The following is a 22,785-nucleotide window of genomic DNA, read 5'->3' as shown; positions in this document are numbered from 1 at the left end:
CTGGTCTTGGTCAATTCTGGGCGTAGCGCCGCTCCACGAGCGAGACGACGACGGACAGGGCCAGCGTGACGGCCATGTAGACCAGCGCCACGGTGAACCAGATCTCGAAACTCATGAACGTGTCCGAGATGATGTTGCGGCCGATCGTGGTGAGCTCCGCTACGGCAATGACAGAGACGATGGCAGAGGATTTGATCAGGTGGACGACCTCGCCGAACATCGGCGGCAGCATGAAGCGCACCGATTGCGGGAGGATGATGTAGCGATAGGTCTGGCCCTTGGTCATCCCGATGGATTTCGCAGCTTCCCATTGCCCCTTGTCCACCGCGTTGATGCCCGCGCGTAGGATTTCGGAGATCAGGACCGAGTGGAACACAGCAAGGGTCAGAACCGAGGCCCAGTAGCGGTCGAAGCCGAAGATCGGGCCAAGCACGTAGTAGAACAGGTAGAGCAGCACCAGCAGCGGAATGTTGCGGTTGAACTCGAGGAAGGCCACGGCGACGGCGGAGCCGATCACCAGATCGGACAGTCGCAGCAACGCGATCAGCAGGCCCAGAACGGTGGCAAGCGCGAAGGCGGTGGCCGAGAGTTGCAAGGTGACGCCGAGACCCACGAAGATCTCGCCCAGTTGGAAGCCGTCATCGGTGAAGGACCAGAGGAACTGCGGCACGCGCGACCATTGCCAGTTGTAGCCCATGTTCTGCGCGCCGACGTAAGAGCCGTAGATGATCGCGGCCATGACCGCCGCATAGATCGCGACTGACATGGCGACCGAGCCGAAGACCCGTTGTACCGCCGACCGCTGCGGCAGCGGGGCGCCGCGCGGGCTATGGTCCAGCGGGCTCATCAGTGGGCCAGGATCTGGTCGAGAAACAGGCGGCAGCGTTCGGACTTGGGGTTGGTGAAGAACTGCTCGGGCGGGGAGGTTTCAATGATCCGCCCCTCCTCCATGAAGACCATCGTGTCTGCGACCTTGCGGGCAAATCCCATCTCGTGGGTGACGACAACCATCGTCATGCCGGTGTCGACCAGCTCGGCCATCACATCGAGCACCTCGTTGATCATCTCGGGATCGAGGGCCGAGGTCGGCTCGTCAAACAGCATGATCTTGGTTTCCATGCAAAGTGAACGGGCAATGGCCACGCGCTGCTGCTGGCCGCCCGAAAGCGCCGAGGGATATTTGTCGGCCTGCTCGGGGATGTGCACCCGGTCGAGGTATTGGCGCGCGGTGGCCTCGGCCTGCGCGCGCGACAGGCCCCGGACCTTCATCGGACCGATGGTCAGGTTCTCCAAAACCGTGAGGTGGGGGAACAGGTTGAACTGCTGGAACACCATCCCGACATCCTGCCGCAACTGCCGGATCTCCTTGGCATCGGCGTGGACGGTCACGCCGTCGATCACGAGGGTGCCGGAATCGTGGAACTCGAGCCCGTTGAAACAGCGTATCAGGGTGGATTTGCCCGAGCCCGAGGGGCCGCAAACCACCATCTTCTCGCCCTGATGGACCGTCAGATTGATGTCCTTCAACGCATGAAAATCGCCGTAGAACTTGTCGAGGTGCACCGCCTCGATAATCGGCGTCTTCTCATTCATTGCGGATGGTCCCCTGTCCTTCGGACGGCATCTGATCTCTGCCCTTCGGACAGCGTCTGACGTTTTCGCCAAACAATCTAGGGTTTTATTCCATCGCAGCTAGTGACGTTGTTCAAGAGATCGTTTTAGGGTCGGCCCATTCGATGTGAGCGCACCGCCGACCGACTTCCGGGGGCGATCACATTCTCATCAATCTGCGCGGAGGATAGGCCATGTCAGCATGGATCGAGATGATTTCCGACGAGAAGGCCGATGCAAGGCTGCGGGCTTCCCTGGACCGGGCGCGTACGCCCCATGGCACTGTCGACAACGTGATGCGCGTGCATTCCCTGCGACCGGCGACGATGGATGGCCATGTGACGCTGTATCGGGCCTGTCTGCACGACGATGGCAACACGATCCCCGAATGGTTTCAGGAAGTGATCGCCTCCTACGTCTCGACCCTGAATTCCTGCCCCTACTCTTTCGCCAACCATTGGGCCAACGCGCGCCACCTGATCGGCGACACGGCAAAGGCGGACCGGATCGAATTTGCCCTGCGCGCACGCAAGCCGGAGGATGCCTTCGAGGGCCAGAAGCTTGCCGCGCTGCGTTACACCAAGAAGCTGACACTGCATCCGGGCACCATGCAGGAACCCGATGTGACCGCCCTGCGCGACGCCGGGTGGAGCGATGGAGAGATCCTCGAGATCAACCAGATCGTGGGCTATTTCTGCTACGCAAACCGGCTGCTCAACGGGCTTGGCGTAACCACCGACGGCGACGTCGTCGGCTATTACGCGGATAGCTGAGTGGCGGTGATCGATCAGGACCTGACGCGCGGTCCGATCCCAAAACACTTCTGGGCGCTGGCGATCCCCGCGGCGGTGGGGATGCTGTTCAACACGCTTTACAACGTGGTGGATGTCTATTTCGCCGGGCTGGTGGGCACGGCCGTGCAGGCGGGGCTCGCGCTCGGCTACCAGATCCTGTTTCTCAGTATCGCACTTGGCGTGGGGCTGGCCGCCGCCATGGGCGCGCTGGTGGGCAACGCTCTGGGCGCGCGTGACCGGCGCATGGCGCGACGCTACAGCGCACAGGGCATCAGCTTCGGCATGCTCGGCGCGGTCGTCCTCGGGATTGCCAGCCAGTTCTACGGCCCCGCGCTGCTGCGTGCGGTCTCCACCCCCGGTGACTATCAGGACGCCGGTATCATCTATTTTCGGCTGCTGACACTAGCGCTGCCCGGTTTCCTCGTGGCTTTCGGCTGCAACGGCATCCTGCAAGCACACGGCGACGGGCGCTCCATGCGGCGGGCGCTGGTGGTCGCGTTCTTCGCCAACATCGCGCTCAACCCGCTGTTGATGTTCGGCATTCCCGGCGTTGTCGGGGGCATGGGCTTTGCCGGGCTCGCGATATCGACGGTCATCAGCCAGACCGGGGTCATGGCCTATCTGATCCGGCAAGTGGTGCGCCTCGACACGATGACCGCCACGGAGCCGCGTCATTTCGTCCCTGATTGGCCGCGGTATCGCGAGATCGTCGAGCAGGTCATCCCCTCGGGCTTCGCCTTCCTGATCATGATCCTCGCGGGCGTCGTGGTGCAATTCGCCCTGAAATCCTTCGGCGAACATGCGGTGGCGGGCTTCGGGGTCGGCATCCGTCTGGAACAACTGGTGATCCTCCCGCTCATGGGGCTGTCGAGCGCGCTGCTGCCCATTGCGGCACAGAATCTCGGGGCGCGGAACCCGGAGCGGGTGCGCGAGGCCCTTTTCTACTGCTGGAAAGCGGGCGCGGTGATCGCGCTGGCGGCATGGCCCTTCCTGTGGTTCGGCGGCGGCTATGCCGTGTCCTTCTTCAGCGATGATCCAGCTGTCATTTCGGTCGGGCGGGATTATCTGCGGGTCGCGTCATTCATGCTTTACGTCTACCTCATCCACTTCTCGATCACCTCCTTCCTGCAAGCGGCGAAGAGGCCGATCTGGTCGTTGTGGATCAGCCTTTATCGGCAGGCTTTCGGCGTGGCCTTCTTCGTCTGGCTTTACGTCGGCTATTTCGGCACCCCGGTCATCGGGGTCTGGTATGGCACCTCGACAGCGGCGGCGACTGGCGCAATCATGGCGCTGCTCGTGGCACGACACGTAGCGGAAAGAAAAATTGGCGGATTGATAGGAGCGACCTGATGCGGGCAGCAATTGTAGAAGAATTTCATGGAGACCTGGCGCTGGAGGAGGTCGCGGATCCGACCTGCCCCGACGATGGGGTGGTGCTCGAGGTTGCCGCCTGTGGCGTCTGCCGTTCAGACTATCACGGCTGGACCGGCGGCCACCCGAAGGTCACGCGCGGGTCGATCATGGGACACGAATATTGCGGCACGGTGGTGGAGACCGGTCCGCAGTCCAAGCACAAGGTCGGTGACCGGTTGATCGCGCCCTTCATCCTTGGCTGCGGGTCGTGCCCGTCCTGCCAGACCGGCGCCTCGAACACCTGCGCCAACCAGATCGTCCCGGGGTTCGGCGCGCAGGGGGCTTACGCCGAATACGTCGCGGTGCCCTTCGGCCACAACCTCGTCCATCTGCCCGACAGCCTGTCGCCAGCGCTGGCCGCGGGTCTTGGCTGCCGGGTGACGACGGCGTGGCATGCGCTGACTGATCGCGCGCAGGTCAGGGCGGGTGAATGGGTCGCTGTTCACGGCACCGGCGGGATCGGCCTCTCGGCGCTGCTGCTGGCCAAGATGCTCGGCGCGCAGGTGGTGGTGGTCGATATCGTCGACGAGAAGCTGGAACACGCGAAAGCCCATGGGGCCGATGCGACGGTGAACGCCGCCAAGGTGAATGCCGCAGAGGCGATCCGCGACATTACCGGTGGCGGCGCGCAGGTCTCGGTCGAGGCCTTGGGGATCGCTGCGACAACAAACGCCTCGGTCGAATGCCTCGCGACGCTCGGGCGGCACGTGCATGTCGGGATGCCCGCGGGCGACGGCATGATGGAGGTCAACATGCGCGCGATCTACGCCAAGCAGCTGGCCTTCTACGGGACACGCGGCATGCCGTCGTGGAAGTACCCATCGCTCCTGGGGATGATCGAGCGCGGCGATGTGGACATCAGCCCGATGCTCGCGCGGGAAGTCGCCCTGTCCGACGCCAGCGCCGAGCTACGCGCGATGGGCGGGCCGACGGCGCCGGGCACCGCCGTGATCACCGACTTCCGAAACTAGCGCGCGCTTCAATCGAGCTTGAAGCCGATGGCGCGAATATAGTCACCAAAGTCAGCCCGCTCGGGCTGGCTGTACTGGCGCACCTTGTCCTCGGACCAGCCATAGCTGTCGGAGGTGCCGAAGACCTCGGGAAACCGCTGCGTGCCGTAGCTGCGCCGGGTGTCATAGGTTTCAACCGCCTCGCGCAGGCCGTCCTCCCGGTAGCGATCGGTGTGGACGGTCGCCTGAAGCGGCAAGCGCGGCGTGATCGGGGGCGTCTCTGCCGGGTATCCGATCGCGAGACCTGCGAAGGGAAACACGTGATCAGGCAAATGCAGCAGGTCCGCGATGGCGCGGGCCTCGTTTCGGACGGCGCTGATCGGGCAGCAGCCAAGGCCCGAGGCCTCCGCCGCGGTGACGAAAGCGCCGAGCGCGATGGCCGCGTCGGCGGTGGCGTTGACCAGCGCATCGAGGTGATCATTGGCGAAGGCTACGTCGTGCCAGTCGTGGAGCAGGCGTTGGCGGCGATTGTTGCCACAGAAGATCGCCACCGTCGGCGCGCCGGCCACCCAGGCCTGCCCGCTGACAAGACGCGAGACCTCCGCCCGCACCTCGGGCGATTTCAGCAGGATGATGTCCCGCTGTTGCAGGTCACTCTTGGTGGGGGAGGCGAGCGCGACGGCGCAGAGCGTGTGCAGCAGATCGTCAGGCACCGCCCTATCCGCGAAGCTGCGGCAGGAGCCGCGTGCGGCCATGGTCGCCAGCGCCCGGGCCTCCGGTTGGTCCGCGCGGGGCGCATCCGGGTATCGCGCAGAGAGGGTTTGGTGCAGGGTGGACGACATGGATTTCTCCCGACAATTTCTGTTAGCTTTTCTTACAAAAAGATAAACAAACTTTCGCGTTTATAAAGCAAACTTGTCTGATATATTGCGCAGAAAGCAAGCCCTATTGGAAGACGCGAGCCCCATGACGACAGACGTGCTGAAAGTCACCATCGAACGCGGACCGGACGGCGCGGATGTCTTCGAGGTGCCCGCCTATGACAGTCAGACGGTGCTCGACGTGGTGTCATGGGTGCAGCAGAACGCGGACCCGACGCTGAGCTACCGTTTTGCCTGCCGGGTCGGCATGTGCGGCTCCTGCGCGATGATGGTCAACGGGGTGCCGCGCTGGACCTGCCGGACCCATATCAGCAAGGTGCTGGACGGCAACGAGGTCACCATCGGTCCGCTGCGCAACCTGCCGGTGATCAAGGATCTCGCCGTCGACATGGACCCCTTCTTCGACAAGTGGGTCGCCGCCGAAGGGGTGCACCACGGTACGCTGACCCGCGACGATCCGATCGCCCCCATCGACGAGGAGAGCGAAGCGCGGGTGGAGGCGAATGCCGGGATCGAATGCATCAACTGCTCGGTCTGCTACGCCTCATGCGACACGGTGGCGGGCAACGCGGATTACCTCGGCCCCGCCGCGTTGCAACGGGCCTGGACGCTGCTGAACGACGCCAAGGACGAGGGCCGCGCGGCGATCCTCGATGCGGTCTCGGGGAGCGGCGGTTGCCACAACTGCCACTCGATGGGTTCCTGCACCGCCTATTGCCCGAACGAGCTGGACCCGATGTCGGCCATCGCCGGCCTGAAGCGCGAGACCGCGCGCAACTTCTTTCGCAAGGGGAGCTGAGGGATGCTGACACTTCGCCTCTACATGCTGCAACGGATCACCGCGCTGCTGATGGCGCCGCTGGTGCTCGGCCACCTCGCGGTGATGATCTACGCCATCCAGGGCGGGTTGTCGGCGGCGGAAATCCTCGGCCGCACACAAGGCTCGGTTCTGTGGTTCCTGTTCTACGGCACCTTCGTTCTCGCGGTGGCGATCCACGGCGCCATCGGGTTGCGGACCATCGCCCACGAGTGGGGCGGGCTGCGCGGCCCGGCGCTGGAGCTGCTGATGTGGGGCATCGGCGCGGGACTGCTGGCGCTGGGCGCGCGGGCGGTCTGGGCCGTGACCTTCGGAGGCATGCTATGAGAGCCGCGATCAACCGCGCCCATCCCCTGTGGGTGGCCTTCCTCATTCACCGGCTCTCGGGCCTCACGCTGGCGCTGTTCCTGCCGGTACACTTCTGGGTGATGGCGCAAGCCCTGATCAACCCGGCGCGCTTCGATGCTTTCGCCGCGGCCACCAGCGTCAATGCGGCCAAGGTGGCGGAGTTCGGCCTCGTCTTCCTGTTGGCCGTGCACATGTTCGGCGGCCTGCGCCTGATGGCGATGGAGTTCCTGCCGTGGAGCGGCCCGCAGAAAACGCTCGCCGCCGGCGCGGCGGCTCTGTCGTTCCTGATCGCAACCCTCTTTTTCATGCAGGCCATCTGATGCGCATCCAAGACATCGAGCGTCACGACACCGACATCCTGATCCTCGGCACCGGCGGCGCGGGGCTCTTCGCGGCGCTGCATGCCAAGCAGACCGCGCCCGAGGGCACGAAGATCACCATCGCGGTGAAGGGGCTGATCGGCAAATGCGGCTGCACGCGCATGGTGCAGGGCGGCTACAACGTGGCTCTCGGCGGCGGCGATACGGTCGAGCGGCACTTCATGGACACGATCAACGGCGGCAAGTGGCTGCCGAACCAGGACATGGCCTGGCGGCTCTGCGAGCAGGCCGTGGTCCGCATCCGCGAGCTGGAGAACGAAGTCGGCTGCTTCTTCGACCGCAACAAGGACGGCTCCCTGCACCAGAAGGCCTTTGCCGGACAAACGGCGGACCGCACCGTGCACAAGGGCGACCTGACGGGCATCGAGATCATCAACCGGCTCATGGAAAAGGTTCTCGCCAGCGGGGTGGAGAAGCTGCAGGAGCACCGCGCGGTCGGGTTGATCCCCACCAAGGACGGCTCCGCGCTGGCGGGCGTTCTGATGATCGACATGCGGACCGGCAAGTTCCGCCTCGTGCGCGCCAAGACGGTGATGATGGGCACCGGCGGCGGGCCGACCATGTACAAGTATCACACCCCCTCGGGCGACAAGACGATGGACGGCCTCGCCATGGCGCTGCGCGCGGGCCTGCCGCTGCGCGACATGGAGATGGTGCAGTTCCATCCGACGGGCCTGCTCGCGGGCGATCATACGCGGATGACCGGCACGGTGCTGGAGGAAGGCCTGCGCGGCGCGGGCGGTCAGCTGATCAACCATTCCGGCGCGCGGTTCATGTTCGATTATGACGGCAAGGGAGAGCGCGCGACGCGGGACGTCGTTTCGCGCGGGATCTACGCCGAGATGCGCAAGAACAACAATCCGGAGCAGGAGGGGGTCTTCATCTCGATGAGCCACCTCGGCCCGGAGTGGGTGGCGCAGAAGTTCAAGGGCATGGTGAAACGCTGTGCCGACAGCGGCTTCGATCTGGCCGCCGGCAAGGTGGAGGTGGTGCCGACGGCCCATTACTTCATGGGCGGCGTGGTGGTCGACGTCGACACGCGCACCGCGATGGAGGGGCTCTACGTCGCTGGCGAGGACGCGGGCGGGGCCCACGGCTCGAACCGGCTCGGCGGCAATGGTGTGGCGAACTCCACGGTCTACGGCGGCATCGCCGGCGACACGATGGGCCGCGACGTGGCGGGCTTCACCCTGCGAGAGCCGGACGAGGCTGTACTTGCCGCGGAGCTGGAGCGGGCGATTTATCCGCTGACGAAAAAGCCCGATCTCGTGCTGCCGCTGCGCAAGCAGTTGCAGGACCTGATGTGGGAAGAGGTCGGCGTGATGCGGACCGAGGCCGGGATGAAGCGCGGGCTCACGGGCATCGCCGAGGTCTCGGACGCGTTGATGGACGTGGGCGTGGACGGCAGCAATTTGGCGTTCAACCTGACCTGGCACGATTGGCTGAACCTGCGCTCGCTCTGTGATATATCGGAGGTGATCACCAAGGCGGGGATCACCCGCGAGAATTCGCGCGGGGCGCATTTCCGCGAGGATTACCCGGAGCCGGGTGCGATGGAAGACAGTGCCTTCACCGTGGCGCGGCTGGAAAGCGGCGTGGTGCAGGTGACCGAGGAACCGGTGCAGTTCACCATCGTGCGGCCCGGAGAGACGGTGCTGCCCGAGGGCGCGCCAGAAACATTGGTGGCGGCGCAATAGCGCAGGCGGTGGAACCGGGGGACCAATCCCCCGGACCCCCTGGAGTTGTATGGCCAAGATGAAGGAGCGGGCGCGTGATCCCAATCAAACTGATAGAGAAGACGGCCGAGACCTTGATGGACAAGGCGGCGATCGAAATCCCGCAGGATTACCTCGACGGGTTGCAGGAAGCCGCGAAGACCGAGGACGGTGATCTGTCGTCCTTCGTCTTGAAGGCGATGTTGGAGAATTACGAGGCGGCCAAGGAGGATCGTCGCGCGATGTGTGGCGACACCGGCGTGCCGCGTTGGTTCGTGAAGATGGGCAATGACGCCAGTGTCGAAGGCGGCATGGTGGCGCTGGAGGCGGCGCTGCGCCGCGCCACGGCGAGCGCCACGAACGGCGTGCCCTTGCGGCCGAACCGGGTGCATCCGCTGTGGCGGACGGACCACAACAACAACGTCGGCATCGGCGCGCCGGAGATCGAATACGGGTTCGAGCCGGCCGCACCAGGTGAGAGCGCGGATTGGGTCGACCTGATCACGGTACACAAGGGCGGTCTCTTCGGCACCGATTACCGGATGCTGTTTCCCTCGGACGGAATCGAGGGGATCAAGCGGTTTTACCTCGACAGCCTGATGGCCTTCGGCAAGCGCGGGCTGGCGTGTCAGCCGGCGATCATCGGCATCGGGCTTGGCGGATCGAAGGATATCTGCATGACGCTCGGCAAGCGCGCCTCGACCCTGCGGGTTGTGGGTTCGCGCAACTCGGACCCGCGGATTGCCGAGCTGGAGGATGAGTTCAAGGAGCTCGGCAATTCCATCGGCATGGGCGCCATGGGGTTCGTCGGCAAGAACATGGTGATCGATTGCAACATCGAGGTGGGCTACTGCCACACCGGCGGCATGCCGATGAGCGTCCATGCCTTCTGCCTGTCCTCGCGCCGCGCGGTGGCTCGGATTCATGCGGACGGGCGGGTGGAACATCGGACCGATCCCGACTGGTTCACCGATTACCAGCGCCGCGAGACGGTGGAGTGGGAACCGATGCTGGAGGCGGCGGAATGAGCGCTTCGAACATCTGCAAGTCAATCCACCCCACCCCGAGTGCAGGAGGCATCCGATGAGCCCGCGCGAGATCATCCTTTCCACGACCCCCTCGGACGAGGACATCGCCGCGCTGCGGTTGGGCGATGTCGTCTACCTCTCGGGGCTGATGTACACGGCGCGGGAGGGCGTCTACATGCGCGCGCTGGAAGAGCGGGCGAACATCCCGATGGAGTTGCCGGCGCAATCGGCGGCGAATTTCCATTGCTCGCCCGCCGCGCGGATCAACGCCGACGGCTCCTTCGACATGGGCGCAGTGACGGCCACCGCCTCGTTCCGCTTTGCCAAGTGGCTGCCGGAGTGGATGGCCAAGACCGGCGCGAAGCTGATCGTCGGCAAGGGGGGGATGACCTCGAAGGACTACAAGGAATATTTCGTGCCCAACGGGGCGGTCTACCTCTCCACCGTGGGCTACGGCACCGGCGCGCTCCTTGGACGCGGGGTGGAGAACGTCGAGGCCGTGCATTGGAACGAAGAGCTCGGGCTGGCGCAGGCCATGTGGGTTCTGAAGTGCAACAAGATGGGGCCCTTCATCGTGGCCTCCGACATGAACGGTGACTGCCTGTTCGAGCGTGAGAACGCGAAGATCGCGGAGAACGTGGCGCGTGTCTACGAGGGCACGCGGCCCGCGACCCTCAAGCGGTATGGCGAGAGCGATGACCGCACCGACGAGGTGATCTAAGCCGGCGGCGTCGGCCCGCCGGGCGCTTCAGAGCAGCTCGGTCAGGCCGACGCCGATGCCCATGGCGAGCGTCAGCAGGATCAGCACCCACCGGAAGGCTGTGTCGCTGAGGCGGCGGAAGACGGCGATGCCAACCTGGGCCGCGATCAGGCCCGCCGGAATGGTGATGAGCAGCGCCGGGCCGGCGTCGTCGAAGGCACCGCGCAGGAACAGCAGGACCACCGTCGTCGAGAGCATCACGATGTTGAAGGGCTGTAGGACGGCGCGGGTCTCGAACTTGGTCCAGGGGCGCAGCGACATCCACATCGAGGGCAACGCGCCGGACATGCCCGCCGCGCCACCGAGGACGCCGCCCACGCCGCCGATGATGCAATCCATGATCGGCGTGGGCCGCGAGAAGGCCGGGAGCGAACGGCGCACTGCGAAATAGCCACCGTAGAGGATCAGGAACCCCGCCACCCCCAACCGCAGCACCGAGGCGTCGAGGCCGTTCAGCAGCCAGACCCCGAAGGGCACGCCCAGAAGGCCCGGCAGCAGGAAGCGCATCAATCGGTGCGGCTGAGCGAGGATCGCGTGCCGCACGACCCATGCCCCCTGAAGCCCCGCAACGATCGACATCAAGGCGACGATGGCCACGGCCGTGACCGGGTCCAGCACCACGAGGTAGAAGCCGAGCGCGAAAAGCGCGGTTCCGGTGCCTGACAGCCCGTTGATGAACCCCCCTGCGGCGGCGCCAAGGAGGAGGTAGACGATGATCTCGGCTGTCATGGTTGGTCGGCTCTCTGTGCGGCAGGGATGACGCTGGTGAGGGCGTCGAACACCTCTTCAATCACCCGCGTCTTGATCTGGTCGGTGGGGTAGGCAAGGCCGAGGATCCGCGCCGGGGCGTCTGGGCCGAGCGGCAGGCGCTTCACGTCGATGCCATCCCGGGGGCGCACCGCGAGGTCGGGCACGATCGACACGCCAAGCCCCGCCTGCACCATGGAGGAGATCGCCTCGGCGCTGTTGAGCTCCATCGCTTCGGAGACCCGGAGACGTTTGGAGACGATCCAGTTCTCGATCAGCGCGCCGAGGACGGCAGAGCGGTTGAAGCGGATGAACGGGCGCTTTTGCAAGAGCTCGAAAGGGTCGTCGCTCGGCTCATCCGCGGGGGCGATGAGTTGCAGCGGCTCATGGGCAAGCGTCCGGAACTGGACGCGCAGGGGCATGAGATGGGGCTTGGTGACGATGGCGGCGTCGAGGGTGCCGCGTTCCACGTCCGCGAGCAGATCGCCGGTGAGCCCCGGACGGATGTGCAGGCCGATCGTTGGATAGCGCTCTTTCAGGACGGCCATGGCCCGGGGCGTCAGCCCGGTCAGGGTGGTACCCAACGCGCCGAGGCGGACGTCGCCGCTCAACCCGTCCTCGTCCAGCACCGAGGGCAGGAGGTTGTCGTAATCGGCCAGCAACACCCGTGCCTTGGCGACGATGCGGTGGGCGATCGGGGTGAGCTCGGGCGTGCGGGTGCTGCGGTCGAACAGCGCGACGCCCATGTCTGCCTCCAAGGTGCGCATCTGCTGGCTGACGGCAGCATGGGTGACATTCACCGCATCAGCCGCAGCACTGAAGGTTTTCGCGTCGGCGACGGCTACGAGCGTTCTGAGAAGGCGGATGGTCACTGGAAACGTTGCTTTCTGTAACCGCAGATACCTGCGAACTTCCGTTTCCTTTGCTTACAGACTTGCCAGCAGCGCGACAACCCCGCTTTGGCCGCATCGCCTTGCCACAGCTTGCTTTTTTACGAAATCACGGCTCCGTCCACCACCATGGGGGCCCCATCAAGGAACAGGCTTGCGCCTCGCAAGCAGAGGCCCAGATGGGCGCGGCTTCGGTTGCGGCCGCCAAAGGCGACGTCGTCGTTGCTGCCCAGTTGCACCTGAACCGCGCCGGCAAAGCTTTCGACGTCCGCGCCGCCGCCCCCGGCGTTGGGCGCCTGGGTCATCGGTTGCGTCCAGAGCGCGCGGGGGTCGACGCCCCACCCCATGTGGCCGGCGTTCCACGCCCCCGCGTCGCCTGCGGCGTCCAGCACATCGCGGATCAGTCTGGCGTCAAGGCCGCCGTCCAGCGCGGTGACCCGACCCGCCTCGAATTGGATCGAGACCGGCGCCTCCACGTAGCGGGCGAGCTGGAAGATGCTGTCGCCGACATCGAGCACCAGACGCCCCTCGGTCGTGCCTTCAAGCTGTGCCGCTTGCACCGCGCCGATGCCCCAGAAGTCGAGCTTTCCGGCCCGATCCGCCGCACCGTAGACGGCAAGCCCCGCGCGGCCGGTCTTGTCCATCCGCAGATCAGTGCCCGCGGGCGAGGTGATGCGGATTTCTCGGGCCGCGTCGAGCCGTTTTGCCCCGGCGCGCGCGGCAGACCGAACGTCGGGATCGAAGCGAAGACGGTCGAGGACATTGGGCGGCTCCATGCAACAGAGGACCCGCGCGCCTCGGTCGAGGGCGGCCTTGATTTCAGGCCGATAATGGAGCGCATGGCCGCACATGTAGACGATCAGGTCCGCCGCCTCGCAGAGCGCGGCCAGCGCACGAGCATCGGGCGGGCTGTCCCAGGCGAAGGTGACCTGCACCGCCTCCGCCCCAAGCGCCCGCGCGGCCCCCATGCAGGCGCTGGCGTAGGTGGGTGACCACGCGGTGTCGGTGACGCAGAGGCAAAGCTCGTCCGGCGCAAGGGCACAGGCGGCCAATTGATGGCGGAAGAGCGCGGCTAAGTCCGGCGCGAAATCGGGGCCATCGAAGGTGCGCGCATAGGCCATGGTGCTCTCCCTCTTGCGATATCGTCATGCAGCGCGGTGCCGGGAGTGCCCGTGGCCCCCGATGGGCGTATCGGGGACGGCGGCCCGCAAAGGCCGCCGCCCGGTATCAGGCGCCGAGGGCGACGCTGCTGCGGTCGGTGCCGCCCTTCTCGGACGCGGCGGTCACCGTGACCTTGGCGTCGGCGCCCTTCGAGCGGACCAGCCATTCCACCTTCTTCGTCACCGGAGACCATTGCTGACCCCAGTTGGAATAAGCATAGCGGCGTTCGTTGCGACCGGCGAGGTTGCCGAGCTTCACATGCTCGGGGTTCATCGTCAGCTCCGCGTTCTCGCAATCGAGTGTCACCGTCACCGGCTTGGCGACCTTGTTCTGGATCGCCACGTCCGAGAGGTTCGTAGGCAGGTAGCCGTGGTTGGAGACCACCGCCGTGACCTTGTGCAGATCACCGCCGAGGGCCTCGACCTCCACCGTGTCAATCTCGATCCGCGGCGCGGCGGCGGCGTGGCGGAGGTTGAACAGCACGTTGTTGTGGCACATTTCTTCTAGAAGTTTGCCGGGCGGGTTGCGGTAGCTCCAGATGTAGACCATGCCGCCAACCTCGATGGGACCAAGCTGCGGGTGATCGAAGCTCTTCCACGGGCGGAAGCCGTGATCGCCCACGTTCTCCACTACCCAATCGTGCACCAGCCGCTGCGTCTCGGCATCGCGCGGCCCGAGGTTGTAGTAGCCTTCCTTGGGCACGCCTGCGGTGCGCTCCAGATCCCAGAGCTCGGTGCCGAAGGAGATGATCCCCATTTCCTCGTAGGTCCAGTCGGTCAGGGTGCCGTGGCGGGCCTTGGATTTGTCCGGCGTGAACTCCTCGTAGACCGAGATCGTAGGATAGCCGGTCAGCTTCTCACCGACCTCGCCCAGAGCCTTGTAGAGCGAGAGGTCCGGCGGGCTCATCTCGCTGTCCATCTGCAGCATCGAGGGCCGCAGGATGATGCCACCATGGGTGTGATAGGCGCACATGCCGGTGATGTTGGGATGATCGAGGATCACCTGACGCATGCCCGCCGTTTCCGGCTCGGAGAACGGATACTGCCCGGCGCCGTATTCCTGCGGCGTCCAGTTGGTGGGGAAGTTCCGGTTCATGTTGCCGTCCTGCTGCATCTCGATATGCACGTGGACGCCGTCGTAGTTGCGGATCATGCCCTCGGGGTAGAGGCGGTAGTATTCGCCCCCCTCTTCGCCCGGCTCGCGCTGGACCATGATGTCGGGGTTCTTCTCGTCGCATTTCCACTCGCCCTTGGGATCGGGTACGCGCATCTGCACGATGTAGCCGTCACCGTCGATGTCCTGCGGGATCAGCCCCTCGAGCCGGTCCTCGCCCGGTAGGCAACGGCCGTTACCGCACCAGGGATGGTAGGGCGCGGTCATCGCGTATTCGGCGCCGTCGGGGTTGATCCGCGGAATGATGTAGAAGACCTGGCTGTCGACCAGACGGGTGACTTCCTCGTCGGTGCCGTAATTGTTGAGCAGGTAGGCGCAGGCATAGAGCGCGGTGGCGCTGGTGGCATGTTCCTCGGCGTGGATCTGGGCGTCGATGTAGAAGCCGGGCTTCTCGAGGATCGGGCCGGTATCGGGGTTGGTGATGGTCATGAACCAGACGTCGCGGCCCTGAAAGCTCTTGGCGATGGAGGTCAGGGTGCAGAGCTTGGGATAGGCGTCGGCCAGCGCATGGAGATGCGCAGTCATCGCCTCGTAGTCGTGGTAGGTGTCGAAGGGGATCTTGACGGTCATGGCGGGTCCTTTCACGGATCTTTGTCGCGGCGGGGCCGCGCGTGTCTTGAGTTGCGGCGGGCCGCAGGGGCGTCAGCTGCGGCCGAAATGCTCCATGATCGCAGCGGCGTACTTGATGCCCTGGATGTACTTGTCGACGTGGATGTTCTCGTCGGGGGCATGGAGGTTGCAGCCGGGGTTGGCGAAGCCGGTCAGCACGCAGGGAATCCAGACGTGCTTGAGGATCGCCCCCTCCGCCGAGACACCGTTGACGATCGGCGGCTCACCATAGACCTCGTGGGCGGCGGCGATGATCGACTGGCTGATGTCCTCGCGGGCCGAGATCTTGTAGGGCTCTTCGACGCGCGGCTCGCCCTTCACCTCGATGTTGTCGAAGCCCTGCGCCTTCAGATGCGCCTTCAGCTTCGCCATCGCCTTCTCGGGCGAGATGTTGGGGATCAGCCGGAAATCCATCCGCACGCGGGCCTCGGCGGGCACGATCGTCTTGGTGCCCTTGCCGGTGTAGCCCCCGGTGATGCCCTGGATGTTGGCCGTCGGCTCGTAGGTCCGGGCCTTGATGGCATCGACCCCGTCGCGGCCGAGCGCGAATTCATCGACGCCCACCTCGGCGCGCAGCTTGTCGAAGTCGATCCGGGCGGCCTTGTCCTCCAGATAGCCCATATCCTCTTCGTTGGGCTCGTAGATGCCCTCGGCCCAGTCGGGAATCAGGATGTTCTTGTTGCGATCCATGATCGTCGCCAGCGCATGGACGAGGTCCCAGACCGGGTTCGGCACCAGCGGCGCGTTGAGCGAGTGGACATCGGTGCGGGGACCCCGGGCGACCAGCTCGACGAAGAGGATGGACTTCAGGCCGAGCGAGACGTCGGGCACCTCCACCCCCACCTCGAGAGAGCCGTCGAGGCAATGCATCCCGTCGGCCTCCAGCATCTTCGCGTTCTTCTTGGCCCAGGGGCCGAGGTTCGGAGACCCGATCTCCTCCTCCCCTTCGATCAGCAGTTTCAGGCCCACGGGCACCTCACCACGGACGGCGAGGAAGGCCTTGGCGGCCTTGTTAAAGGCCAGCACGCCGGACTTGTTGTCGGTGGCGCCGCGCCCGTAGAGCACGCCATCGACCACCGCGCCGGACCAGGGGCCGCCGTGGCTCCACGCCTCGATGGGCTCGGGCGGCTGCACGTCGTAGTGGGAGTAGCACAGCAGCGTCTTCTTCGACTTCGAGGGAACCTCGCCATAGACGACAGGCGGCCCCTCCTCCAGCTCGTGGAACTCGGCTGGCAGACCGTCGCGATGCATCTGGTCGCGGATCAGCGCCGCGCAGTCGCGCAACCCGATGTCCTGCGCGGAAATCGAAGGCTGCTGCACGAATTCCTGCAGGTCCGCGATGAATTCATCGGCGTGGGCGTCGATGTAGTCGTAGATCTCTTTCATGTCGCTCATAGGGGATGCTCCTGTGACAAGTCCCAAGCGTTCAGACGCTGGCCCGACAGCGCCGTGTCCCGGCTGGTGGCGATATGGGCGAAGGCGGGGGCGAGCCGTTCGGGCTCGATCCATTGGGCCTTCAACTCGGGCGGATAGTTGCGCTCGGACATCGGCGTGTGCATCGGCTTGCCGGGGGTGACCGTGCAGCTGATGATGCCGTGGGCCTCGCCTTCCATGGCGAGGCATTTGGAGAAGCCCTCCAGCGCATGCTTGGCGGCGCAATAGGCGGTTTCGTCGACGAAGCCCTTGATGCCCGATTGCGACGACACGAAGACCAGCGCTCCGCCGCCGTTCTGCTTCATCGCGGGCCAGGCGGCCTTCGCCAGAAGGAACGCGGCCTGAATGCCGACGTTCATGGTCGCACTCCATGTATCGAGGCTGACATCCTCCAGCGGTTCCGGGCGCAGGATGGCAGCGTTGTGGATCACCGTGTCGACCGGGGCCGGCAGCGCCTCGATCGCGCGGGCGGTGGCCTCGGCATCGGCGAGGTCGACGGGGATGAACGTCGCGCCCCCGCCAAGCTGGTCGTTGACGGCTGCCAGCCCGTCGGCGTCCACATCCATCAGGGTGAGCCGCGCCCCCTGCCCCGCGAAGACCCGCGCGATGGCCGCGCCGAGGCCCTGCGCGGCCCCGGTGATCAGCACGTGTTGATCAGAGAGCGCCGGCATCAGGAGGCGCTCGCCATGTCGAGGTCTTCCCACTTCCGGCTGGCCGTCGAAGCGAAGACCGCGTCCACCACCATCTGGTTGCGCAGACCGTCCACGAAGCTCGCACCGCGCTGCAACTCGCGGCCTTCGGTGATCGCGCCGCAAAGCTCGCGCAGGGCGCCCAGAACCGAGACGTTCCAGATGCCCTTGTTGATCCCGTCAAGGCGCGCGTTCGGATCATCCACGCTGATATCCTTGAAGCTTTCGCCCGCCTTGGCGAAGTAGAGCTTCTCGTCCGAGTTCGAGAGGGTGATCGTGCCCTTGGAGCCGAACACCTGCGTCTCGTTGCCCATGTTGGCCGCTGCCACGCCGCTCATGAAGACCTGCGCCAGCGCGCCGGACTGCATCTCCAGCGTCATGTGCGAGAGGTCATCCGAGGTCGCGGTCCATGGCTCGCCAGTGTTCTTGCAGATGCGGTCCGGCACGATGGTCAGCGCCTGGCCGATGACGGCGGCAGGCTCGCCCAACCACCAGCGCAGCATGTCGACCTGATGCGACCCGTTGGCACCCATACGGCCGCCGCCCATCGAGGCGTCGGACCACCAGTCGCCCTTGGGGCGCGAGGCCGGGTCGGCCCAGGACGCGCCGATGTTGGTGATGTTGACGTGGCGGATCTCGCCCAATTCGCCGCCGTGGATCAGCTCGGCAATGCGCGCGCGCGTCGGGTTGAAGCGCAGCTCGTGGTCGATCATGTGCAGCCGGTTGGCCTTGCGCGCCGCGTCCAGCATCTCCCGCGCCTCGCCCGCGTTCATCGCGGTGGGCTTCTCGCAGAGCACATGGGCGCCCTTGGCGATGGCCTTCAACGCCATCGGCGCGTGCATCACCGTGGGCGTGGCGATGCAGACGAGGTCGAGGTCATGGGAGTCGAGCATCTTCTCCCAATCGTCGTAGACCGCCTCGATCCCGTGGGGTTCCGCCGCCGCGCGGGCGCTTTCGATCCGGCCCGAGGCCAGCGCCACGACCTTTGCGTCGTCGATATGGGCGAAAGCGGGTAGATAGGCGTCGCGCGCAAAGCTCGCGCCGATGATGCCGACATTGATCATGGGGTCTCCTCCGGAGTGGTTAGAGCGCGGATCTCGTCAATGGTGACGGTCGCGCGGCGGTCTGAGGCAAGGATGCAAGCTTGCAACATGAACAGGGATTGCAGGTGATCGCGCCCGGTGCATTCGGGCGCCGAGGTGCCCCGCACGGTGGCCACGAAGCTCCGCAGAAGGGCGGCCGCATCGGTGATCCACGCCTCGTGGGGCGGCAGGTCGACCGGGGTCAGCTCGGGGTCCATCCGCTTGGCCCAGGCGAGGTCTCCGAACATGGCGCGCTGCTCGACGATGCCTTCCGAGCCGTCAGTGCGCCATTTGAAGTTCATCGGATCATGGCCCGCCTGCCAGGTGCCCTGGTAGGTGACATGCATGCCGCCCTCGAAGCCGATCAGGGCGGCGACGTTGGTGTCGCCCTCGTACATCGTCCACGAGGGGTTGAAGGTATGGGCCTGAACGTAGGCAGGTTCGGCGTCATAGACGAAGCGCATCAGGTCGAAGTGGTGAATCGACTGCTCCCACAGCATCGGGTGGTCCATCGTCAGCGGATAGGAGTTCAGCCAATCCTGCGTCCCGTCCCGCCAACGCTCGTAGATAAAGCGCCCGAACTCAGGCTTGCCGATGGCGCCCGAGGTCAGCAGGCGCTTCATTTCCTGCGTCACGGCGAGGTAGCGGAAGTTCAGGCCGACGATGAGGTGCACGCCGGCGCTTTCCGCCATTTCAACAAAGCGCGCGGCGGTGGTGACACTGTCGGAGAGCGGCTTCTCGGCGAGGATCGCGAGGCCGGCCTTGCAGGCGGTCTCGATCTGCTCTTCGCGCCCGCCGGGCGGGGTGGCCAGCAGGACGGCATCGGCCTCGGTGCTCACGACATCAGGCAGTCCAGCACCGATGGGAACGTCGGGAAACTGCTCGGCGGCGCGCGCGCGGGCGGCGGGGTCCGGATCGCAAAGCGCCACGATACGAAGATCGGGGTTCGCGCTGACGACTTTCAGCCATGTCCGGGCCCGCGCGCCGAGGCCGACAACGATGATGCGCAAGGGCTCTGTGGTGCTCATGGGGTGGCCTCCATCGGAATCAACTGGTCGAGCGCCGCGTCCATCGGGGTCCAATGCGTGCGGTTGAGCGCGCTGTCGTGATCGCTCGCCATCGGCGGTCTGATCGCGGCGTGGGGCGGCTGCGCAAGGCGGACGGTCGTGCCCGGCACCCGCTCGGCAATCGCGCGCGCAAGGTCCAGATCGCTGAGGGCCGGCGGGCTGCCCGCATGCAGGACAGCGGCATGGGTGGAGAAATCATCCGAAGTCAGAAGGCGCGCGATGCCATCGGCCTGATCCGGCAGCCACGCCCATTCGCGCAGGGCGTCGGGGGTCTGCACCGTGATGACGCCGCTGGCGCGGGCCTCGGCGATCATGCGGTTGACCAGACAAAGATGCTGCCGCGTTTCGCGTACCGCCTCATGCGGGCCCACGATATTGCCGAGCCGCAGCGAGGCCGTCTCGAACCCCGGCTCCGCCGCCGCATGGGTCAGCAGTTCGCCCGCGTGCTTCGCCGCGCAATAGGCGCAGGTGGCCGTGGGCCGCGTCGCCTCGGTCACCTTGCCGCCGGGCGTCGGGCTATCATCGGGTTCGAAGACGCCCATGGAGCTGACGAAGAGGAAGCGCTTGGCACCAGTGCTGCGCGTGTGGTCCAGCGTGGCTGTCAGAAGGTCGGTATTGCGGCGGATGTGACCTGCCTGCGAAAGTCCCAGACGCTCAGGCGAGGCCGTGATCGCCGCACCGTGGATTACGGCAGCAACGGTCTCCGGACCACGCGCCAGAGCCTCGGGCAGATCGCCCTCGATCCGGTTGAGGGCGCGAAGCCGCTCGGTCGTGGCCGCGTCAAAGCGCTGATCCAGCGCGACGACATCGTGGCCCGCCCGGTGCAACGCCAAGGCAACCTCGGAGCAGACGAACCCGCCTGCCCCGGTCACAAGGATCGGCCCGTCGCTCACGCAGCACCCTGAGGGCCGGCGATGCGGACGGCCTCGGCCACGGCATCCTTGTGTTCATCGCCCATCGCGACGAAGGGCGGACGGACCCGCGCATATTCCGGATCGTTGTTCTGCTCCGCCACGGCGGCCTTGATCGCGGGGATCAGCGGAAGCCCCTCGAAGATGCTGCGCACCGCGCTGACCTGTTCGTGAAGCGCCGCCTGATCGGGGCCGTTCAACCCGTCGAGCAGCGCGCGAATGCCGCGCGGGTTCACGTTGAGGCTTGCCGAAATGCACCCCGCCCCGCCCGTCGCGACGTTCTGCGGAATCATCGATTCCGATGCCGAATAGGTGTCGATCTGGGGGAAGGCCTTGATGACCGCCTTGGTATTCTCCCATTTGCCCGAGCTGTCCTTGAGGCCCGCGATCTGGCCGCCATAACGCGCGATCAGACGCTCGATCAGCGGCAGGGTGATCGGCACGCCGGACATCTGCGGGATGTGGTAGAGATAGACGCAAAGGTTCGGGCCGACGGCGTCGATAACCTGTGCGAAAGCGTCGAACACGCCGTCGTCCGAGACACCCTTGTAGTAGAACGGCGGCAGCATCAGGACGCCGCGGCAGCCCATCCGCGTGGCATGGGAGGAGAGCGTGATCGTATCCTCGGCGTTGCAGCAGCCGGTGCCGGGGATCAGCTGTCCCGGGTCGATGCCGGCATCGATCAGCGCTTCAAGCGCCGCCATCCGCTCGGCCACCGAAAGCGAGTTCGCCTCGCTGGTCGTGCCGAAGGGCGCAAGGCCGTGGGCGCCTGCCGCCATCAGCGCGCGCGCGTGGGCCACGAAGCGCTCGGTATCAATGCTGAGGTCGGGTTTGAACGGCGTGATGGCGGGGACAAACAATTCGATCTGACGGTTGGTCATGGGCGTGCTCTTTCAGGACGCGCGCGAAGGCGCGGGTGTTCAGGATGGGGCCGCGAGGGTCACGGGTGGAATGGTCAGGAACTGGTCGTCGGCCTGGGCGCCGCCCCGCCACATCAGCACAGTGAAAGACGCCGCCTTATCCAGAACGGTCGCACCGAGGTGCCAGACGCCGGGATTGAAGACGACGCCCATGGTGCCGGGCATCAACATCGCCAGAGCCTGTTCCGGCAGGGGCGAGCCGTCAGCGGCAGAGGGCATGACCATCACCACGTAACGCGCCACGTCGAGAGGGATGAAGCATTGCGCCGCATGGGCGTGCCTCTCGATCCGGGTGACGTCGAGCGGCAGGGTCTGGGGCAGCACGTGATTGGTGTGCAGCACCGGCACCGACCCCGCGGGACGCCGATCAAGCACCTCGCTGTAGAAACGCCGCTCGCCCGGGGTCGCCGGCGGGGCCACGAACTGCCCGTAGGGGGCGAAAGCAGCGGGGTCCGGCGCGAGCAGGGGTATGGTAAGCTTCGTGGTCATACGATCTTCCCCGGCGGCACGTTCTCGTGCCAGAACGCAGCGATCTGATCGCGGCCACACACCCAGACGTCATCGTGTTCGGCAAGGTGATCCATGAAGCGGATCAGGCCCGCCAGACGCCCCGGATGGCCGATGATCCGGCTATGCAGCCCGATAGACATCATGCGTGGTGTGACCTGCGCCTCGGCGCGGAGGACATCGAAGCTGTCGATCAGGAAATCGCCGAACTCACGGCCCGAGAAGACATCGCCCGACAGGAATTTCGCGTCGTTGGTGACCATCGTGTAGGGCACCACCAGATGCGGGTTGCCGTTGGCGACGGTCCAGTAGGGGAGATCGTCGTTATAGGCGTCGCTGTCGTAGGAAAATCCGCCGTGTGAGGCCACGAGCCCCCGCGTCACGGCAGAGGCGGAGTAGCGACAATAAAAGCCCTTGGGCGCGCGTCCCACCGTCTTCAGAAGGCTCTCATGGGCCATGGCGATCTGCTTGGCTTCAGCCTTCGGCGTCAGGTGATAGGCCTCGATCCAGCGGTAGCCGTGGGCGCAGATGTCCCAATCGGTTGCGGCGATCGCGGCGGCGATGTCGGGGGTCCGCTCCAGTGCCAGCGCCGCGGCGAAGATCGTCAGCGGCACCTCGCGGGAGCGGAACAGGTCATGTATCCGCCAGAAGCCCACGCGGCTGCCGTATTCGTACATCGACTCCGCCGCGAGGTCGCGGTCGCCCACCGGCACGCGGGAGGCACGAACCTCGCAGAGCGCGCTTTCGGAGCGGCCGTCACCGTCGCCGACGGAATACTCGGACCCCTCCTCGACGTTGAGGACGAAGTTCACCGCCAGACCCGCACCGTTCGGCCATCGGATATCGGGCGGATGCGCCCCATATCCGGCAAGATCGCGCGGGCGGCTCATGAGGCCAC

24 protein-coding genes are annotated in these 22,785 nt (G+C 65.7%); 9 read left to right on the top strand and 15 right to left on the bottom strand.

What is annotated here, in order from left to right:
* Nucleotides 1-10: 10 nt before the first annotated feature.
* Entirely contained in the window at nucleotides 11-847 is an 837-nt protein-coding gene (locus KYE46_RS03285) for an amino acid ABC transporter permease (protein ID WP_219003422.1), read from the bottom strand.
* Entirely contained in the window at nucleotides 847-1,593 is a 747-nt protein-coding gene (locus KYE46_RS03280; RefSeq protein WP_283095206.1) for an amino acid ABC transporter ATP-binding protein, read from the bottom strand. The genes KYE46_RS03285 and KYE46_RS03280 overlap by 1 nt, the downstream gene beginning before the upstream one ends.
* A 212-nt stretch (nucleotides 1,594-1,805) precedes the next feature.
* On the opposite strand from KYE46_RS03280, the gene KYE46_RS03275 reads away from it, so the two are divergent.
* The 3 genes from KYE46_RS03275 to KYE46_RS03265 are packed head-to-tail and all read left to right on the top strand — an operon-like array spanning nucleotide 1,806 to nucleotide 4,789.
* Nucleotides 1,806-2,384, top strand: coding sequence for a carboxymuconolactone decarboxylase family protein (locus KYE46_RS03275; RefSeq protein ID WP_219003421.1), 579 nt, complete (start codon nucleotides 1,806-1,808; stop codon nucleotides 2,382-2,384).
* Nucleotides 2,385-3,755, top strand: coding sequence for an MATE family efflux transporter (locus KYE46_RS03270; protein ID WP_346345220.1), 1,371 nt, complete (start codon nucleotides 2,385-2,387; stop codon nucleotides 3,753-3,755).
* Complete coding sequence (locus KYE46_RS03265; protein ID WP_219003419.1) at nucleotides 3,755-4,789, top strand: zinc-dependent alcohol dehydrogenase family protein; 1,035 nt, start codon at nucleotides 3,755-3,757, stop codon at nucleotides 4,787-4,789. The genes KYE46_RS03270 and KYE46_RS03265 overlap by 1 nt, the downstream gene beginning before the upstream one ends.
* 8 nt (nucleotides 4,790-4,797) lie before the next feature.
* Here the strand turns inward: KYE46_RS03265 and KYE46_RS03260 are convergent, their stop codons facing one another.
* Nucleotides 4,798-5,610, bottom strand: coding sequence for a nitroreductase family protein (locus KYE46_RS03260; RefSeq protein WP_219003418.1), 813 nt, complete (start codon nucleotides 5,608-5,610; stop codon nucleotides 4,798-4,800).
* Nucleotides 5,611-5,734: 124 nt separating this feature from the next.
* Between KYE46_RS03260 and KYE46_RS03255 the strand changes: the two genes are divergently transcribed.
* The 6 genes from KYE46_RS03255 (at nucleotide 5,735) to KYE46_RS03230 (ending at nucleotide 10,658) form a co-directional block, all read left to right on the top strand.
* Entirely contained in the window at nucleotides 5,735-6,448 is a 714-nt protein-coding gene (locus KYE46_RS03255) for a succinate dehydrogenase/fumarate reductase iron-sulfur subunit (protein ID WP_219003417.1), read from the top strand.
* 3 nt (nucleotides 6,449-6,451) lie between these two features.
* Nucleotides 6,452-6,793, top strand: coding sequence for a succinate dehydrogenase/fumarate reductase transmembrane subunit (locus KYE46_RS03250; protein ID WP_219003416.1), 342 nt, complete (start codon nucleotides 6,452-6,454; stop codon nucleotides 6,791-6,793).
* Nucleotides 6,790-7,134 (top strand): succinate dehydrogenase/fumarate reductase transmembrane subunit, encoded by a 345-nt coding sequence (locus KYE46_RS03245; protein WP_219003415.1) that lies wholly within the window; start codon nucleotides 6,790-6,792, stop codon nucleotides 7,132-7,134. Before KYE46_RS03250 ends, KYE46_RS03245 begins: the two co-directional genes overlap by 4 nt.
* Nucleotides 7,134-8,891, top strand: a complete 1,758-nt coding sequence (locus tag KYE46_RS03240; protein WP_219003414.1) for an L-aspartate oxidase — start codon at nucleotides 7,134-7,136, stop codon at nucleotides 8,889-8,891. The genes KYE46_RS03245 and KYE46_RS03240 overlap by 1 nt, the downstream gene beginning before the upstream one ends.
* A 74-nt stretch (nucleotides 8,892-8,965) precedes the next feature.
* Entirely contained in the window at nucleotides 8,966-9,937 is a 972-nt protein-coding gene (locus KYE46_RS03235) for a fumarate hydratase (protein ID WP_219003413.1), read from the top strand.
* Between the two features lie 55 nt (nucleotides 9,938-9,992).
* The gene (locus tag KYE46_RS03230) at nucleotides 9,993-10,658 is read left to right on the top strand and encodes a fumarate hydratase C-terminal domain-containing protein (protein ID WP_219003412.1); all 666 of its coding nucleotides are present in this window, start codon (nucleotides 9,993-9,995) and stop codon (nucleotides 10,656-10,658) included.
* Between the two features lie 27 nt (nucleotides 10,659-10,685).
* On the opposite strand, the gene KYE46_RS03225 is transcribed toward KYE46_RS03230, so the two are convergent.
* From KYE46_RS03225 to KYE46_RS03170, 12 genes are all read right to left on the bottom strand, one after another.
* A complete protein-coding gene (locus KYE46_RS03225; RefSeq protein ID WP_219003411.1) occupies nucleotides 10,686-11,426 on the bottom strand; it encodes a sulfite exporter TauE/SafE family protein in 741 nt (246 codons plus the stop codon).
* Complete coding sequence (locus KYE46_RS03220) at nucleotides 11,423-12,316, bottom strand: LysR family transcriptional regulator (RefSeq protein WP_219003409.1); 894 nt, start codon at nucleotides 12,314-12,316, stop codon at nucleotides 11,423-11,425. The genes KYE46_RS03225 and KYE46_RS03220 overlap by 4 nt, the downstream gene beginning before the upstream one ends.
* 119 nt (nucleotides 12,317-12,435) lie before the next feature.
* Nucleotides 12,436-13,455 (bottom strand): 2,5-dihydroxypyridine 5,6-dioxygenase NicX family protein, encoded by a 1,020-nt coding sequence (locus tag KYE46_RS03215; protein ID WP_219003408.1) that lies wholly within the window; start codon nucleotides 13,453-13,455, stop codon nucleotides 12,436-12,438.
* 106 nt (nucleotides 13,456-13,561) lie between these two features.
* Nucleotides 13,562-15,238: a M14 family metallopeptidase gene (locus KYE46_RS03210; protein WP_219003407.1), complete on the bottom strand. Its 1,677-nt coding sequence runs from the start codon at nucleotides 15,236-15,238 to the stop codon at nucleotides 13,562-13,564.
* Nucleotides 15,239-15,310: 72 nt separating this feature from the next.
* Nucleotides 15,311-16,672 carry a M20/M25/M40 family metallo-hydrolase gene (locus KYE46_RS03205; RefSeq protein WP_219003406.1) on the bottom strand — a complete coding sequence of 454 codons (1,362 nt, stop codon included), beginning with the start codon at nucleotides 16,670-16,672 and terminating at the stop codon, nucleotides 15,311-15,313.
* Nucleotides 16,669-17,382 (bottom strand): SDR family NAD(P)-dependent oxidoreductase, encoded by a 714-nt coding sequence (locus KYE46_RS03200; protein WP_219003405.1) that lies wholly within the window; start codon nucleotides 17,380-17,382, stop codon nucleotides 16,669-16,671. The genes KYE46_RS03205 and KYE46_RS03200 overlap by 4 nt, the downstream gene beginning before the upstream one ends.
* The gene (locus KYE46_RS03195) at nucleotides 17,382-18,464 is read right to left on the bottom strand and encodes a Gfo/Idh/MocA family protein (RefSeq protein WP_219003404.1); all 1,083 of its coding nucleotides are present in this window, start codon (nucleotides 18,462-18,464) and stop codon (nucleotides 17,382-17,384) included. The genes KYE46_RS03200 and KYE46_RS03195 overlap by 1 nt, the downstream gene beginning before the upstream one ends.
* Nucleotides 18,461-19,510, bottom strand: a complete 1,050-nt coding sequence (locus KYE46_RS03190; protein ID WP_219003403.1) for a Gfo/Idh/MocA family protein — start codon at nucleotides 19,508-19,510, stop codon at nucleotides 18,461-18,463. The genes KYE46_RS03195 and KYE46_RS03190 overlap by 4 nt, the downstream gene beginning before the upstream one ends.
* Nucleotides 19,507-20,442 carry an NAD-dependent epimerase/dehydratase family protein gene (locus tag KYE46_RS03185; protein ID WP_219003402.1) on the bottom strand — a complete coding sequence of 312 codons (936 nt, stop codon included), beginning with the start codon at nucleotides 20,440-20,442 and terminating at the stop codon, nucleotides 19,507-19,509. The genes KYE46_RS03190 and KYE46_RS03185 overlap by 4 nt, the downstream gene beginning before the upstream one ends.
* Nucleotides 20,439-21,341: a dihydrodipicolinate synthase family protein gene (locus KYE46_RS03180; protein ID WP_219003401.1), complete on the bottom strand. Its 903-nt coding sequence runs from the start codon at nucleotides 21,339-21,341 to the stop codon at nucleotides 20,439-20,441. Before KYE46_RS03180 ends, KYE46_RS03185 begins: the two co-directional genes overlap by 4 nt.
* Nucleotides 21,342-21,380: 39 nt before the next feature.
* Nucleotides 21,381-21,869: an ureidoglycolate lyase gene (locus KYE46_RS03175; RefSeq protein WP_219003399.1), complete on the bottom strand. Its 489-nt coding sequence runs from the start codon at nucleotides 21,867-21,869 to the stop codon at nucleotides 21,381-21,383.
* Nucleotides 21,866-22,777, bottom strand: a complete 912-nt coding sequence (locus tag KYE46_RS03170) for a polysaccharide deacetylase family protein (protein ID WP_219003397.1) — start codon at nucleotides 22,775-22,777, stop codon at nucleotides 21,866-21,868. Before KYE46_RS03170 ends, KYE46_RS03175 begins: the two co-directional genes overlap by 4 nt.
* Nucleotides 22,778-22,785 lie beyond the last annotated feature (8 nt).

Source organism: Gymnodinialimonas ceratoperidinii (genome assembly GCF_019297855.1).
GTDB classification, from domain to species: Bacteria; Pseudomonadota; Alphaproteobacteria; order Rhodobacterales; family Rhodobacteraceae; genus Gymnodinialimonas; species Gymnodinialimonas ceratoperidinii.
This window is presented reverse-complemented; position numbering and strand designations above follow the sequence as displayed.

What these genes read in the sequence shown, in the direction of transcription:
- KYE46_RS03285 (WP_219003422.1), bottom strand. Translation starts at nt 847, where the DNA reads ATGAGCCCGCTGGACCATAGCCCGCGCGGCGCCCCGCTGCCGCAGCGG.
- KYE46_RS03280 (WP_283095206.1), bottom strand. Translation starts at nt 1,593, where the DNA reads ATGAATGAGAAGACGCCGATTATCGAGGCGGTGCACCTCGACAAGTTC.
- KYE46_RS03275 (WP_219003421.1), top strand. Translation starts at nt 1,806, where the DNA reads ATGTCAGCATGGATCGAGATGATTTCCGACGAGAAGGCCGATGCAAGG.
- KYE46_RS03265 (WP_219003419.1), top strand. Translation starts at nt 3,755, where the DNA reads ATGCGGGCAGCAATTGTAGAAGAATTTCATGGAGACCTGGCGCTGGAG.
- KYE46_RS03260 (WP_219003418.1), bottom strand. Translation starts at nt 5,610, where the DNA reads ATGTCGTCCACCCTGCACCAAACCCTCTCTGCGCGATACCCGGATGCG.
- KYE46_RS03255 (WP_219003417.1), top strand. Translation starts at nt 5,735, where the DNA reads ATGACGACAGACGTGCTGAAAGTCACCATCGAACGCGGACCGGACGGC.
- KYE46_RS03250 (WP_219003416.1), top strand. Translation starts at nt 6,452, where the DNA reads ATGCTGACACTTCGCCTCTACATGCTGCAACGGATCACCGCGCTGCTG.
- KYE46_RS03245 (WP_219003415.1), top strand. Translation starts at nt 6,790, where the DNA reads ATGAGAGCCGCGATCAACCGCGCCCATCCCCTGTGGGTGGCCTTCCTC.
- KYE46_RS03240 (WP_219003414.1), top strand. Translation starts at nt 7,134, where the DNA reads ATGCGCATCCAAGACATCGAGCGTCACGACACCGACATCCTGATCCTC.
- KYE46_RS03230 (WP_219003412.1), top strand. Translation starts at nt 9,993, where the DNA reads ATGAGCCCGCGCGAGATCATCCTTTCCACGACCCCCTCGGACGAGGAC.
- KYE46_RS03225 (WP_219003411.1), bottom strand. Translation starts at nt 11,426, where the DNA reads ATGACAGCCGAGATCATCGTCTACCTCCTCCTTGGCGCCGCCGCAGGG.
- KYE46_RS03215 (WP_219003408.1), bottom strand. Translation starts at nt 13,455, where the DNA reads ATGGCCTATGCGCGCACCTTCGATGGCCCCGATTTCGCGCCGGACTTA.
- KYE46_RS03210 (WP_219003407.1), bottom strand. Translation starts at nt 15,238, where the DNA reads ATGACCGTCAAGATCCCCTTCGACACCTACCACGACTACGAGGCGATG.
- KYE46_RS03205 (WP_219003406.1), bottom strand. Translation starts at nt 16,672, where the DNA reads ATGAGCGACATGAAAGAGATCTACGACTACATCGACGCCCACGCCGAT.
- KYE46_RS03200 (WP_219003405.1), bottom strand. Translation starts at nt 17,382, where the DNA reads ATGCCGGCGCTCTCTGATCAACACGTGCTGATCACCGGGGCCGCGCAG.
- KYE46_RS03195 (WP_219003404.1), bottom strand. Translation starts at nt 18,464, where the DNA reads ATGATCAATGTCGGCATCATCGGCGCGAGCTTTGCGCGCGACGCCTAT.
- KYE46_RS03190 (WP_219003403.1), bottom strand. Translation starts at nt 19,510, where the DNA reads ATGAGCACCACAGAGCCCTTGCGCATCATCGTTGTCGGCCTCGGCGCG.
- KYE46_RS03180 (WP_219003401.1), bottom strand. Translation starts at nt 21,341, where the DNA reads ATGACCAACCGTCAGATCGAATTGTTTGTCCCCGCCATCACGCCGTTC.
- KYE46_RS03175 (WP_219003399.1), bottom strand. Translation starts at nt 21,869, where the DNA reads ATGACCACGAAGCTTACCATACCCCTGCTCGCGCCGGACCCCGCTGCT.
- KYE46_RS03170 (WP_219003397.1), bottom strand. Translation starts at nt 22,777, where the DNA reads ATGAGCCGCCCGCGCGATCTTGCCGGATATGGGGCGCATCCGCCCGAT.